This window comes from Serratia sp. Nf2 (genome assembly GCF_003028435.1).
GTDB lineage: Bacteria > Pseudomonadota > Gammaproteobacteria > Enterobacterales > Enterobacteriaceae > Serratia > Serratia marcescens_L.
Genome location: NZ_PYTW01000006.1, coordinates 34,023 through 47,090 on the forward strand (window position 1 = coordinate 34,023; position 13,068 = coordinate 47,090).

General features: G+C 59.2%; 16 protein-coding genes. 8 read left to right on the forward strand and 8 right to left on the reverse strand.

The window, feature by feature from the left end; all coding sequences use genetic code 11:
* Positions 1 to 112 precede the first annotated feature (112 nt).
* Entirely contained in the window at positions 113 to 1,042 is a 930-nt protein-coding gene (gene pbpG / locus C9411_RS14565) for a D-alanyl-D-alanine endopeptidase (RefSeq protein ID WP_038879897.1), read from the forward strand.
* A 34-nt stretch (positions 1,043 to 1,076) separates the two neighbouring features.
* Here pbpG and C9411_RS14570 read toward each other — a convergent pair whose 3' ends face one another.
* Entirely contained in the window at positions 1,077 to 1,532 is a 456-nt protein-coding gene (locus tag C9411_RS14570) for a GNAT family N-acetyltransferase (RefSeq protein ID WP_063991204.1), read from the reverse strand.
* A 76-nt stretch (positions 1,533 to 1,608) separates the two neighbouring features.
* On the opposite strand from C9411_RS14570, the gene C9411_RS14575 reads away from it, so the two are divergent.
* The 5 genes from C9411_RS14575 (at position 1,609) to C9411_RS14595 (ending at position 6,195) form a co-directional block, all read left to right on the forward strand.
* Positions 1,609 to 2,013: a VOC family protein gene (locus tag C9411_RS14575; protein WP_107227338.1), complete on the forward strand. Its 405-nt coding sequence runs from the start codon at positions 1,609 to 1,611 to the stop codon at positions 2,011 to 2,013.
* A gap of 115 nt (positions 2,014 to 2,128) precedes the next feature.
* Entirely contained in the window at positions 2,129 to 3,049 is a 921-nt protein-coding gene (locus C9411_RS14580; RefSeq protein WP_107227339.1) for an alpha/beta fold hydrolase, read from the forward strand.
* 169 nt (positions 3,050 to 3,218) lie between these two features.
* The gene (locus C9411_RS14585; RefSeq protein WP_025301958.1) at positions 3,219 to 4,223 is read left to right on the forward strand and encodes a TauD/TfdA family dioxygenase; all 1,005 of its coding nucleotides are present in this window, start codon (positions 3,219 to 3,221) and stop codon (positions 4,221 to 4,223) included.
* 11 nt (positions 4,224 to 4,234) lie between these two features.
* Positions 4,235 to 5,152 carry an AEC family transporter gene (locus tag C9411_RS14590; protein ID WP_107227340.1) on the forward strand — a complete coding sequence of 306 codons (918 nt, stop codon included), beginning with the start codon at positions 4,235 to 4,237 and terminating at the stop codon, positions 5,150 to 5,152.
* A gap of 122 nt (positions 5,153 to 5,274) precedes the next feature.
* Complete coding sequence (locus tag C9411_RS14595; RefSeq protein WP_107227341.1) at positions 5,275 to 6,195, forward strand: DUF808 domain-containing protein; 921 nt, start codon at positions 5,275 to 5,277, stop codon at positions 6,193 to 6,195.
* Positions 6,196 to 6,424: 229 nt separating this feature from the next.
* Here the strand turns inward: C9411_RS14595 and C9411_RS14600 are convergent, their stop codons facing one another.
* The 5 genes from C9411_RS14600 to C9411_RS14620 all read right to left on the reverse strand — a co-directional run bounded on the left by C9411_RS14600 (position 6,425) and on the right by C9411_RS14620 (position 10,031).
* Positions 6,425 to 6,964 carry a GNAT family N-acetyltransferase gene (locus C9411_RS14600; protein ID WP_063991209.1) on the reverse strand — a complete coding sequence of 180 codons (540 nt, stop codon included), beginning with the start codon at positions 6,962 to 6,964 and terminating at the stop codon, positions 6,425 to 6,427.
* A 158-nt stretch (positions 6,965 to 7,122) separates the two neighbouring features.
* Positions 7,123 to 7,935 carry a MetQ/NlpA family lipoprotein gene (locus C9411_RS14605; RefSeq protein WP_038879912.1) on the reverse strand — a complete coding sequence of 271 codons (813 nt, stop codon included), beginning with the start codon at positions 7,933 to 7,935 and terminating at the stop codon, positions 7,123 to 7,125.
* Positions 7,936 to 8,065: 130 nt separating this feature from the next.
* Positions 8,066 to 8,917 (reverse strand): DUF1460 domain-containing protein, encoded by an 852-nt coding sequence (locus C9411_RS14610; protein WP_063991210.1) that lies wholly within the window; start codon positions 8,915 to 8,917, stop codon positions 8,066 to 8,068.
* Between the two features lie 104 nt (positions 8,918 to 9,021).
* Positions 9,022 to 9,564, reverse strand: a complete 543-nt coding sequence (locus C9411_RS14615; RefSeq protein ID WP_107227342.1) for a GNAT family N-acetyltransferase — start codon at positions 9,562 to 9,564, stop codon at positions 9,022 to 9,024.
* Positions 9,564 to 10,031, reverse strand: a complete 468-nt coding sequence (locus C9411_RS14620; RefSeq protein WP_033637546.1) for an acyltransferase — start codon at positions 10,029 to 10,031, stop codon at positions 9,564 to 9,566. The genes C9411_RS14615 and C9411_RS14620 overlap by 1 nt, the downstream gene beginning before the upstream one ends.
* Positions 10,032 to 10,236: 205 nt before the next feature.
* On the opposite strand from C9411_RS14620, the gene C9411_RS14625 reads away from it, so the two are divergent.
* Positions 10,237 to 10,827 (forward strand): Yip1 family protein, encoded by a 591-nt coding sequence (locus tag C9411_RS14625; RefSeq protein ID WP_004939641.1) that lies wholly within the window; start codon positions 10,237 to 10,239, stop codon positions 10,825 to 10,827.
* 57 nt (positions 10,828 to 10,884) lie between these two features.
* On the opposite strand, the gene C9411_RS14630 is transcribed toward C9411_RS14625, so the two are convergent.
* Both C9411_RS14630 and C9411_RS25615 read right to left on the reverse strand, forming a co-directional pair.
* Positions 10,885 to 11,736 carry a DMT family transporter gene (locus C9411_RS14630; RefSeq protein ID WP_060421010.1) on the reverse strand — a complete coding sequence of 284 codons (852 nt, stop codon included), beginning with the start codon at positions 11,734 to 11,736 and terminating at the stop codon, positions 10,885 to 10,887.
* Positions 11,737 to 11,980: 244 nt separating this feature from the next.
* Positions 11,981 to 12,271, reverse strand: a complete 291-nt coding sequence (locus C9411_RS25615; protein ID WP_146158882.1) for a hypothetical protein — start codon at positions 12,269 to 12,271, stop codon at positions 11,981 to 11,983.
* A gap of 64 nt (positions 12,272 to 12,335) precedes the next feature.
* On the opposite strand from C9411_RS25615, the gene C9411_RS14635 reads away from it, so the two are divergent.
* Positions 12,336 to 13,052, forward strand: coding sequence for an ABC transporter ATP-binding protein (locus C9411_RS14635; RefSeq protein ID WP_107227343.1), 717 nt, complete (start codon positions 12,336 to 12,338; stop codon positions 13,050 to 13,052).
* Positions 13,053 to 13,068 lie beyond the last annotated feature (16 nt).

Consider the following 13,068-nt stretch of genomic DNA (forward strand, 5'->3'; position numbering starts at 1 on the left):
CTGCGTCGTTTTTCGGCCGACAGAATTTGTCACAAATCCGCCATACAATCCCAGTGCCAAGCGCTGAACCCTCACATATAATTCGCTGAGTTCAAGCCCCCATTTCAGAGTAATGCCTGTGAAAATACGTGTTTTGGTTCTGACCCTGCTCGCTTTGCAGGCGGGCGCAGGCTTTGCGCCGCGCGCGCTGGCCAGTGACAACGCCGCCGCCCTGCACGCCACCCAGCCGGAGCTGGCCTCCGGCAGCGCGATGGTTGTCGATATGCAAACCCATAAGGTGATGTACGCGCGCAACCCGGATGAGGTGGTGCCGATCGCCTCGATCACCAAGCTGATGACCGCCATGGTCACGCTGGACGCGCACCTGCCGCTCGACGAGATGCTGGCGGTGGATATCCACCAGACGCCGGAGATGAAAGGGGTGTATTCGCGGGTGCGGCTGAACAGCGAAATCAGCCGTAAGGATATGCTGCTGCTGGCGCTGATGTCGTCGGAAAACCGCGCCGCCGCCAGCCTGGCGCACCACTATCCGGGGGGCTACAACGCCTTTATCAAAGCGATGAACGCCAAGGCCAAGGCGCTGGGCATGACCAATACCCATTATGTGGAACCGACCGGGCTCTCTATTCATAACGTGTCGACGGCGCGCGATCTGACCAAGCTGCTGATCGCCACCAAACAATACCCGTTGATTGGCCAGCTCAGCACCACCACCGAGCGCATGGCCAGCTTCAAAGATCCGAACTATACGCTGCCGTTCCGCAACACCAACCATCTGGTGTATAACCCGAAATGGAATATCCAGCTGACCAAAACCGGCTTCACCAACCAGGCGGGCCACTGCCTGGCGATGCGTACGGTAATCGGTAACCGCTCGGTGTCGCTGGTGGTGCTGGACGCCTTCGGCAAATATACCCACTTCGCCGACGCCAACCGGCTGCGCAGCTGGATCGAAACCGGCAAGGTTACGCCGATTCCGGCCGCCGCCCGCGACTATCGTCGCCAAAAAGACGCCAGCCTGGCGAAAAACGCCACCGAATGACCCGCCTGGCGGCCTGCTCGTTTGCAGCAGGCCGCTATCGGCCCTCGGGCCGCCTGATGACAAATCCCCGCTCGCGATCGCCGTCGAAACCCGCTTTGAGATAAAGCTGGTGCGCGCCGGTGCGTTGCTGCCCCGACAGCAGCATCACCTTGTAACAGCCCTTGCGCCAGGCCAGCTGCAGCGCGTATTCGATCATTGCGAGCGCCACGCCGTGGCCGCGATAGGGCTCCGCCGTCACCACGTGCTCGATGACGCCGAACGGCCGCGCCTGATGCGCCAGCCCCGGGATCAGCGCCAGCATGCAGGTGGCGATCGGTTGTTCCTCGTCCGCCGCCACCACCAGACGGATAGCCGGATCGTCCAGCAGGCGCTGCAGGGTGCGGCGCGCGTCGTCGGTGCGCAGCGGCGCGTCCTGCGGGCGCAGCTCGCGATACAGAGCCAATAGGCCGTTGAGATCGTCCGGCTGCGCCAGGCGATGAATGATGCTCATGGTTGCTCCTTTCCGCCGCTTCAACGGTAATCCGCTATCCTCCATTAATACCACAACGATTGCCGGAGAGGATGTTATGAGTCAGGTTTCGACCTTTGTCATGTTCCAGGGGGAGGCGCAGCAGGCGATCGACCTCTACAGCCAGGTGTTTGCGCGTTTTCGGCTCATGCAGGTGCAGCATTACGACCCGACGCCGGACGGCCGGCGGCTGATCAAGCATGCCGCCATCGATTTCGACCGGCAGAACCTGGTGTTTATCGACAGCCCGATCAGCCATGATTTCAGCTTCACCCCGGCGGTATCGCTGTTCATCAATCTGCCTAACGAAGAGGCGCTGGAGCAGGCTTTCCACCGCCTGGCGGAGGGCGGCAAGGTGCTGATGCCGCTCGACGACTACGGCTTCAGCGCTCGCTTCGGCTGGCTCAGCGATCGCTTTGGGCTTTCCTGGCAGCTCAATGTGCCGGCGGGGGATCTGCCCTGACGCTAAGGGGGCGCGTGCAAAAGGCATGGCAGTTCCTGCTGTCGTTTCATATGCTTATCACCGGGGCAGCGGCTCTGCCGTGGGGAATACCGACAACATCAGGGAAAGGTGCGATTTGATTGATTTTGACCGCTATGTTGAGCAAGCGAGGTCTTACGGTGAGTGGCCGGGGGCACAGGTGGGCACGTCGTCCGGCAGCGTTGAGGGATTGAGCTACCGCCTGTATCGGCAAACTGCCGAGAGCGAAGAGGTGATCCTGGTTTATCACGGCGGCGGGGTTAACAGCGCCGCCGGGTATGACATTCTTGCGCGCCAGTTGGCCGCCGAGCCAACGTTCGCGGTGTGCCTGGTCGATATTCGCGGGCATGGCGACTCCTCGGGAGAGCGGGGGACGGTTGAGCGGCCTGAGCGTATTTGGCGCGATGTCGATGTCATGCTGGCGGAAATGCGCCTGCGTTTTCCGTTGGCGCGCAGACACCTGCTTGGCCATTCCAGCGGCGCCGGAATGTTGCTCAACTACTTGACCCGCTATCCTTGCGAACAGCAGGCGGACAGCCTGATCCTGCTGGCGCCCGAGCTGGGGCCATTTTCCGGGATGGCCCGCGATCTGCCGGCGGCGGCCCGTTTCGCCCAGGTGCGCCAATGGCCTTTTGTGGCCAATGCGCTGAGCGGCGGGCGGTGGTTTGGGCAATCCCGGGCGGTCAGCCTGAATTTTCCCCCGGCCGTGCTGGCCGCCGCACCCGATTTTGTCTGCCAATACAGCGTTAATATGGCTAACGCCTTGACGCCACGCACGCCGGCAAAGCAACTGGCGGCGCTGCGATTGCCGACTTTGTTGCTGGCGGCGGCGCAAGACGAGCTGTTCAGCGCGCAATCGCTGCAGCGTTTCGTCGAACAGCATGGCAGCGTGCATGTTGCCTTTGGCTTGCTTGAGAGCAGTACGCATTTATCGTGCGTCTTTGCGGCCCACGGTCATGTCCTGCGCTACCTCTCGCGCGTATTCGCTATCGCGTCTGATGGAAACGTCCCTACGTAGCTGTTTGTTTTTTAATCACTTCTTCTCCGTCAGTAACTGGACGGAGGAGTGGTGATTAAGATCACGAAATTAGTTAATAAATCTTTATGAATTTGATTGCAAGGTGTTAACATCCTGCCGCTTTCATTAGGCTTGCTAATGATATTCTTATTGTCAAGGAATGCTCAGGATGGATTACCAAAACGTCTTTCAATTGACGGATCAGGAAAGAAACGAGTTATTTTCGGCATTAGATAAAATTGCTTACGATCCGGCCGGCGGTGATGCGTATATTCACGCCATACGATCGGCCATGATTACCCACTTACCCCACAGATTAAGCGCCGCATTAAGCCAGCAAAAGGCGTCAATCAAACCACGGCCTTATCTTATTTTAAAAAATGTGCCGGTGGATAAAGAAGTGTTCTTTTCCCCTTGCCCGAACCAATACACGCCTTCGGCCAAATCCGGTAATATCAGCGAAAACCTGTTGGTGGGTATTTCTTCGTTAATCGGCGAGCCCTATTCGATGTATTTCGAGGGGAAGGAACTGATTAATAATCTGATCCCCAAACGCGAAGCCAAAAAAGAATATACCGGTCTGGGGTTCGATGTTGAACTGGATTTCCATATTGAAAATGCAGCGCTGAAACACCTGGAGCAGTTCAACGTCTCGCCAATGGGCCTGCTGCTGGCCGGCGTGCGCCGCGATCCGCACAGCCCGATGACGCGCATCTCCGATTCGCGTCTGGCGATCGCTCAACTGAGCCGCGAGGACGTCGAAACGCTGGCCAGCCCGCTGTACAGCATCAAGCTGCCCTACCGTTGGCGCCAGTCCACCCAGGCCGGGCGCGAAGAAACCGCGCTGGTGCCTTTGATTTCGCAAAATCACGTATTGCCGGATGTGAGCGCCGTCTTTTATCCCGGCATGATTGCGGCCAGCACGCCACGAGCGGAAGCCGCGCTGGAGCGTTTCTACGGGTTGGTGAAAGAAAACGCCATCGGCATCGATATTTGCCCGGGCGATTTGGTGTATATCGATAACCGCTTTGCGCTGCATTCGCGCGATAAATTCACGCCTTCTTTCGATGAAAGAGATACGCCGTTGCGCTGGGTGCAACGCGTCTTCATCTCGGCAAGTTTGTGGAATCACCGCAACCTCAATCAGGTTGAAGAGCGCATTTTCTCGATTTAAGGTTATTATTCATGCTGAACGTTTTTCTTTCTATATTGCCGATTTTTTTGTTAATCGTGCTGGGTTATTGTTCGAAACTCTATGTTAAAGACGTCGCCGTATTTTGGGGCTTCTCAGACAAATTTGTTTATTACCTGTTTTTTCCGGCGCTGTTGATATTGGATATCAGCGAGGCGGATTTTAGCGGCGCGGACAGCTTTTATCCCGTTGTGGCGACCATTGTTTCCACGCTGGCCATCGCGTTGATTATTTTCGTTGGCAAACTGTTCTTCAATACGTCGGCCGATCTGTTTACCTCCATTTTTCAGGGCGGAGTCAGATACAACTCTTATGTATTCATCGCGCTGTCGCAATCGCTGTTCGGCAGCGAGGGGGTGGCGCTGTCCGGTTTCTTCGTGGCGTACATGATCATTCTGACCAACATCATGAGCGTGTTGGTGATGAACCACTACGGCACCGGCAGCAAGAAAAGCCTGAGCGGTGCGCTGCTGGCGCTGACGAAAAACCCGCTGATCATCGGCGCGCTATTCGGGGTGCTGATGAACCTGTGCAACCTGCACATCACCGGCGCGCTTAAACAGCTGTTCGTTTATCTCTCCAACGCCGCCACGCCGCTGAGCCTGATGTCGGTCGGCGCAGGGTTGATCGTCAGCATGCATATCCGCAAGCTGGTTTCCATCTCTTATGCGACCGTGCTGAAACTGGTGGCCATGCCGCTGATTACCATTGCGCTGGTGCACTATTTCGGCGCCACCGGCGTGCCGGCCAGCATCGCCATTCTCTACTCCGCCGTGCCTTGCGCCGGCAACGCCTATATTCTGGCGCGGCAAATGGGGGGCGATCATGAAGCGATGGCCTCCATCATCACCTGGACGACGCTGCTGTCGGTGATTACCGTGACGTTCATCCTGGGCAGCGTAGCGCTCTAACGCCGGCGCCGGGCGGCATTCGCCCGCCCGGCATTTTCCGCGATCCTCCCATATCCTTTCATGACGCTTTACCGCTATGCTAAATATAGAATGGCCCGTGAACATGAAAAGGATGAATCATTTTGGCAGGAAGTAGCTTACTTACCCTTATCGACGACATCGCCTCGTTGTTGGACGACGTCTCGTTAATGAGCAAGATGGCGGCGAAAAAAACCGCCGGGGTGCTGGGGGACGATCTGGCGCTCAACGCGCAGCAGGTCACCGGCGTTAAAGCCGACCGCGAGCTGCCGGTGGTGTGGAACGTCGCCAAAGGCTCGTTGATCAACAAGGCAATCCTGGTGCCGCTGGCGCTGCTGATCAGCGCTTTTGCACCCTGGGCGATTACGCCGCTGCTGATGGTGGGCGGCGCCTACCTGTGCTACGAAGGGTTCGAAAAGGTGTTTCACAGCCTGAGCCACGGCAAGGCGGCACAGGAAGAAAAATCGGACGGTCCCGGCGCCAATGAGGATGCCGCGGCCTATGAGAAACGTAAGGTGAAAGGCGCAATACGCACCGACTTCGTGCTCTCCGCCGAGATTATCGCCATCACCTTGGGCACGGTCGCTGGCGCCACCTTCAGCCAGCAGGTGATCGTCTTGTGCGGCATCGCCGTCGTGATGACGCTTGGCGTGTACGGCATCGTCGCCGGCATCGTCCGGCTGGACGATCTGGGGCTGTATCTGAGCCGTAAAAGCAGCGCGGTGGCACGCTCCCTCGGCAGCGGCATCGTGCGTGCCGCGCCTTATCTGATGAAGACGCTGTCGATCGTCGGCACCATTGCCATGTTTATGGTCGGTGGCGGCATCCTGACCCACGGCCTGCCGCCGGTGCATCATCTGTTCGAAGACTGGGCTTCGTACACCACCGTGGTGCCGACGTTTGGCCATCTTTTGCAGGGAGTGGTTCCGGCTCTGCTGAACGTGGCGTTCGGGCTGGTGGCCGGCGGCGTGGTGCTGGCGGTGGTGTCGGCGCTGGGGGCGGTGCGCGCGCGTTTCAAGGCATGATGAAAAGTCTCGCCCCGAGAGGGGCGGGACGTATGAGACGGATTAAAAGATCAGTTTGAGAACGCCGGTAATCGTCAACAAACCCACGATAAAGATGATGGCGACAATCCACAGAATAATTTTCATTTACTTCTCCCTTACCGGTTAAATGTGGCGCACGATTGGCGCTAACTCAATGAAATCACTCTTCACTATAGACGCTAACTTCCTATCGTGCGTCGCCATGCATTCAGGGATGCCGATTGTCGCCCGCGCCCAGCGCGCGCTGCATGATGTGGGTGTCGCGCCATTCCCCCAGTTTGAACCCCACGGCCTTTAACGTCCCTACGCTGGTAAAGCCGAGCGACTGGTGCAGCGCCAGCGAACCGCGGTTGGCGGCGGAATCGCCGACGATCGCCAGCATCTGGCGCCAGGGGCCTTGCTCGCAGCGGGCGATCAGCGCGCTCAGCAGCGCCTTGCCGACGCCTTTGCCCTGTTGCCCCTCGGCGATATATACCGAGTCTTCCACGGTAAAACGATAGGCCGGCCGGGGGCGATACGGCGTGGCATAGCAGTAACCCACAATACGGCCTTCGCTTTTCGCCACCAGCCAGGGCAGCCCGGCTTCTTGCACCTTGCTCCGCCGCAGTTGCATTTCCGCCAGGGCCGGCGGCTGTTCTTCAAACGAGGCGGCACCGTACAGCACGTGGTGGGTGTAAATGCGCAGCACGGCGGCCATATCGTCCGGCGTGGCATCGAGGAGGCTGAGTACGGGAGCGGAGAGCGTCATGGTAATGCCTGTTTACCTTGGAAATCAGCGGATAAGCGCCATTATGCGCGCCGCTTGCCGCCGGGGTAAATCGGGTTTTCTTATGGTGAGATAAGAAAAGGCGATGGTGAGCGGGAAGGGGCTCTTTGGGGAGAGCCCCTGTGGCGCTGTGCCCGGAATTACCAGCCTTTTACCGCGCCGCCGTTGAAGATTTTCTCGGCGGCTTTGGCCACTTCGTCAGACTCATAGGCCTTGATGAAGTTCTGCACGTTCGGCGCGTCCTTGTTGTCTTCGCGGGTAACGATGATGTTGGTGTACGGCGAGTCCTTATCTTCGATGAAGATGCCGTCTTTGGTCGGCGTCAGACCGGTCTGGTTGATGTAGGTGGTGCTGATGACGGCGACGGTGACTTTCGGATCGTCCAGCACGTGCGGCAGTTGGGCGCCTTCCAGCTCCATGATTTGGTAATGGTGCGGGTTGGCACTGATGTCCAGGGCGGTAGGCAACAACCCCTTGCCTTGCTTCAGCGTAATCAATCCGGTTTTTTCCAGCAGCAGCAGGGCGCGCCCCAGGTTGGTCGGATCGAGCGGGATGGCGATCACCGCGCCGTCCGGCAGCTCTTTGAGCGATTTTATCTTTTTCGAGTAGCCGGCCATCGGGAAGACAAAGGTATTGCCGACCGCCACCAGCTTATAGCCGTGATCTTTATTTTGTTGTTCGAGGAACGGGCGGTGCTGGAACACGTTGGCGTCCAGTTCGCCTTTGTCGGTGGCGTCGTTCGGCAGCAGTGAACCGCTAAAGCCGACCAGCTCGACGTCCAGCCCGTATTTCTCTTTCGCCACCTGTCTGGCGACTTCCGCCACGTCCTGTTCCGCGCCGTTGATGACGCCGACCTTGATATGATTCTGATCGGTTTTTTGATCGCAGCCCTGAAGCGCCAATACGGCGGCGAAGGCCGCCGCCAGAGGGGTGATACGCCAGCGTAAGGTCATCGAAGTCTCCCTGAAAAGAACAATAAAATCAGTTGTTTTTTGTCCTTACAGCTAAGCCTGAACCGCCGATGAAGTCAAACGCTCGTTCAGCATAAACGGCTATAGCTTATAGCCGTTATGCGGCGGGGGATTATCGGCTGAGCGAACGCAGCACCACGATGCCCGGCGTAGCCATCACGTAATCCATAAAGGGCGAATCGACCACCTGCATGTTGGCCTTGCGCGAAGAGGCGTTGCGCAGCACCGGACCGTTGTCGGTCATCACGAAGATGCCGGTGTGGGTCACATCCAGCCCGTCCAGGTTGGTGTAAATACCGATGTAATCGCCGGTGTGCAGCTGGGCCAGCACCTTGTCGTCGACGTTGTCGCTGGGGATATAGGTCACGCTGCGTTGTACGTTGGGCAAACCGGGCAGGTAGCTGCTGCCGTCCGCCTTGCGGTTGAGGGTTTTCACGAGGGTGACGGCGTGCGGGCTGAGCTGCGCGGTGATGTCTTCGGCCACCTGGTGCGGCCGCTGCGCCCAGTCGGTGAAGAAGTGTTTGCGCTGCGGGAAGGCGATTTTGCCGTCGACGTAGCGAATGTCTACCAGACGCTGTACGAACTCGCCCTCGCTGCGAGCGGTGCTGAGCGCTTCCACATAATCGATGTAGGTGAAGCAATCTAGCCCGCGGAAGTCGATCACCAACTTCTCGGGCGTGCTCTGCGAGCCGATCAGGCGGTTGGCGAGATAGGGCGTGCCGAGAAACTCGCGCGAAATCAAATCGACGGTGCGGCCATGCGGCTGTGCGGCGGGCCAACCGGCGCGCAGCGCGAGGATCTCACGCAGCTTGCTGCGGGTGCTGGCGTCCATCTCCGGCTGCGCGCCCGACGGCGAAACGGTGACGTCGGTCGGCGGCGTCGCGGGGGAGACGGCGGCAGGGCGCTCGGCGCATCCGCTCATGGCGATAGCTAACATCAGTAAAACAACCTTGTTCTGGTTCATACGGCCCTCCCTGGGTGTCGCTGGCTTATCAGAGTCAGTGATAACAGTTCTCATCCGATGGTAGGGGTTAAAAAGTAAACATAGCCTCAATAGCGGCCGATAAATCAGTAACCGATTTCGCTATTGAACGGCAAATACCAGAACAGCGCGATTTCGTGATCGGCGCTCTCCGGCTCGGCGCGGTACAGCAAACGGTCGATGCCGCCGAGAATAAACCCGTAATGCTGGTAGCAGCGACAGGCGGCCAGATTGTTGTTCTGCGTTTCGAGCATCATACCCGAGGTTTCCTGCTGCCGCGCCCACTGTTTGGCGCAGTCCAGCAGCGCCCCGGCGATGCCCTGACGGCGCGCGTGAGCGCTGACGGCGATCTCGTCAATCAGGGTATAACCGTTCCAGTTTTTGCTCAGCGTGATGTGGCCAACGGCGTCGTCCTGGCGATACGCCAGGAAGGTCGCGCTGTCTTCGTTGGCGAACGGCGCCAGGGGATACTGCTTGCGAAACGGCGCCACCGGGTGGGTTGGCCAGCTGTCGACCGGCGTGTCGAACTGCGGCAGGGCGTAACAGCGGATGGTAAAGCCGAAATCGCCGCGCGTCAGGTAATCATCGGGCAGCGCCTCAATGGCTGCGATGCGGATGGCCGGGGTCATTACGGCAGCTCCCGCAGCAGGCGCGCCGGGTTGCCGGCATAAATCCCCTTGCGGGTGATGTCGCGGGTTACGACCGCCCCGGCGCCGATCACCGCGTCGCTGCAGATCTCCACCGCCAGGATCGTGGCGCCGGAGCCGATGGATACCCGATCGCCGACGCGTGTGCGCCCCCAACTGGCCGGATCGGCATTGGGTGCGCCGTCTTTGAACAGATCGTTGGCAAAGGTGACGCCGTGGCCGACAAAGCACGCTTCGCCGAGGGTGACGTATTCGCAGATAAAGCTGTGCGACTGAATTTTACTGCGCGCGCCGATGCTGACGTGGCGCTGGATCTCCACGAACGGGCCGACGAAGACATCGTCGCCGAGCCGGCAGCCGTACAGATTGCAGGGCTCGACAACGGTGACGTTGCGCCCGGCGTCGACGTCGACGATCCCCGCCTGGCGGGTGGTGATAACGGATGACATGGCCTTCCTCGCAGCCTGGTTTTTATGGTGGGAGTATAAGACAAAGCGCCGCGGCGTTGCGCTTTCCGCACGTTTTTTCGCCGAAAGACTATAATTAGTACAGGGGAGAGAGCCCCGTGGCCGCAATCCTCGCACGGGTAGCAGTCCGTCGGAGGTGTGAAATTCGTTCGCCGATCGCGGCCTACGGCGAGATAGGAGGTGTCTCATGGTCAGTCATGTTTGGGGACTTCTGGCGCATCCCAGCGCCGAGTTCGAACAGATCAAAAGCGAGAATGAAAGCGTCTCGCACCTATACACCCATCACGTGTTGCTCTTGGCAGCCATCCCGGTGGTCTGCGCCTTTATCGGCACCACCCAGTTGGGCTGGCTCTCCGGCGAGGGACATGCCATCAGGCTCGACATGTTTACCGCGCTTTATACCGCCGTGGCGTTTTACCTGCTGATGCTGGCGGGTGTAGCGGCCATGGGGAAAGTCATTCACTGGATGGCGCGGCGTTATGAATCGCGCCCCAGCCTGCACCGCTGCATGGTGTTCGCCGGCTACGTGGCGACCCCGATGTTCCTCAGCGGGATTGTGGCGCTCTATCCGGTCGTCTGGCTGTGTCTGTTTGTCGGCATTATCGGCCTGTGCTATTCGGGCTATCTGCTGAATCTGGGGATCCCGCACTTCCTGAATATCGACAGTAAGGAAGGGTTCATCTTCTCCAGCTCGACCTTCGCTATCGGTATCCTGTTGCTCGAGCTGCTGCTTGGGGTGACGGTGCTGCTGTGGGGGTACGGTTCCTGGTTGTTCTGAGTTAACGGCTGTTGTTATCGCCCCCGCGCCGGTGGAACGGCGCGGGGGCTTTTGCTTTTATACGCGGCGGAAAACCAACATCACGCCGAGCACGATGCCCGCCATGCCCAGCAGGCTCAGCGCCGCCAGCGCGTGGCCGAGCAGCAGGTAGTCCAGCAGGGCGGTCACCGCCGGGATCAGATAGAACAGACTGGTGACCTGCACCAGGTTGCCGCGCTGGATCAGGCGATACAGTAAGAAGGTCGCCAGCACCGAGATCACCACCGCCATCCACAGCAGCGGCAGCACGAACGCCGGCCGCCATTCGACCCGCAGCGGCTCAAACGGCAGCGCCAGCGTACACATTAGCAACCCGACGGCATACTGCAGCGGCAAGACCGCCAGCGGCGGCTGCGTCATGCCTTTTTGCAGCAGGGTGCCGGCGGTCATGCAGCCCAGCGCGATAAAGGCGAACAGCATGCCGCTCAGCGAGAAGTGGGCCACCATCAGGCTTTGGTACACCACCAGCGTCAGCCCGACCATTGCCAGCGCCAGGCCGAGCGCCCGCAGCCCGGTGCAGCGCCGTTCGGTGATGAACTGGGTGAGGATCGGCTGTACGCCGAGCAACGTCGCCAGCACGCCGGGCGTAATACCCTGTTCCAGCGCCAGCAGATAGCAGATTTGATAGCTGCCGATCATTAACACGCCAATCAGCGCGACGCGCCGTCGGGTGCCGGGAGCGGGCAGGCACTGGCGCTGCCACAGGCCGATGGCCAATAGCACCGCCAGCGCGATGGCGCAGCGGAAGAACAGGAAAGCGAAGGCGGAGGCGTGCTCCAACCCCCAACGGGAGAAGATCGCGCCGCTGCTCCAAAGCAGGACGAACAGCGTAGCCAGGCCGGCATTGGCCCAGAGAGAGGGTAATCGCATGTCAATTTCACCTGTCGTGAAAATTACAGGCTCCGGCGCGCGCGGCGGTCTACGCCTAAACGCAACAGATCAATAAGCCGGAGGTAAAAAGTCGGTTTGGCTTAGCGCACAACCACAATGCGTGGTGGGTAAGCGGCAACCGCTGAAACGACAGAGGAAACGGCGGGTGGGGCGGAGGAAGCACACAGCAAAACGACGGCCGGAACGGTCGCGTCTGTCGGATCTGTGCTGTGCGCCAGGTAGGTCATGTGAGTTCCTGAAAATCGGGAATGAGACTAATCGCTTCAAACATAACCAAGTTCGCCGGGATGCGCAATCGGAAATCACTATGATTTAATTGATAATGAAAATCATTATCATTAATAAAAGGTTGTGCTATGTTGCTTTGGCCGCGCAGTTTTGACACAGGGGCGCGGCTTGCTCCCTGCCTGGCTCCACGCAGCACGTGCGGCAAAAGACGTTGCGATTCGTTTTTGCAGAAGGCGCGTAATCGTGGTAAAAACATTGGTATGTTATAATATAACAATTTAAGCATGATGAATTCAGTTCACGACATCCTCCACGTTGATGGGGTTAGCCTGACCGGCCACGGTGAGGCATTGATACTCGACAACATCCATTTCGCGCTGCGCGCCGGTGAGAAGCTGGCGGTGATCGGCCCTAACGGCAGCGGCAAGTCCAGCCTGCTGCGTGCCCTGATCGGCGAAACGCGGCCGGACGGCGGCGTCATTCACTGGCGAGGGCGCGCCTTGTCCGCGTGGCCGGCGGCGGAACGTGCCAAAAGCATCGCCTTTCTGGCGCAAAACGATTCGCCGGATTTGCGACTGTCGGTTGAGGACTACGTGGCGTTGGGCCGTTTGCCGCATGGCGAACGCTCTGCGACGGGAAAGCGCATCGTTGACGAGGCCATCGGGGAAACCGGGCTGGCGCCGCTCAGGCACCACCCGTTGGGGCGGATCTCGGGCGGCCAGCGTCAGCGCGCGGCGCTGGCTCGGGCGTTGGCGCAGTCTCCCGATCTGTTGTTGCTGGATGAACCGACCAATCACCTCGATCCGCCCGGGCGCTCGGCGCTGCTGTCGTTAGTGAAAAATAAAGACATCGCCGTGATTGCGGTACTGCATGACCTGCCCGTGGCAGAGGCGTTTGCCGATCGGATCCTGGTGCTCAACGAAAGCCGTCAGGTGGCCTGTGGTACGCCCGAGTCGGTGTTACAGACTTCGGTGATTTTGCCGGTGTTCGGCATGAACAGTTTCAAGGTAGCGCATCCCGTCAGCGGGAAAACGCTGCGCATTTTTGACGTTCCCCATTGCGCTTGATAAACCAGAGAGAAAC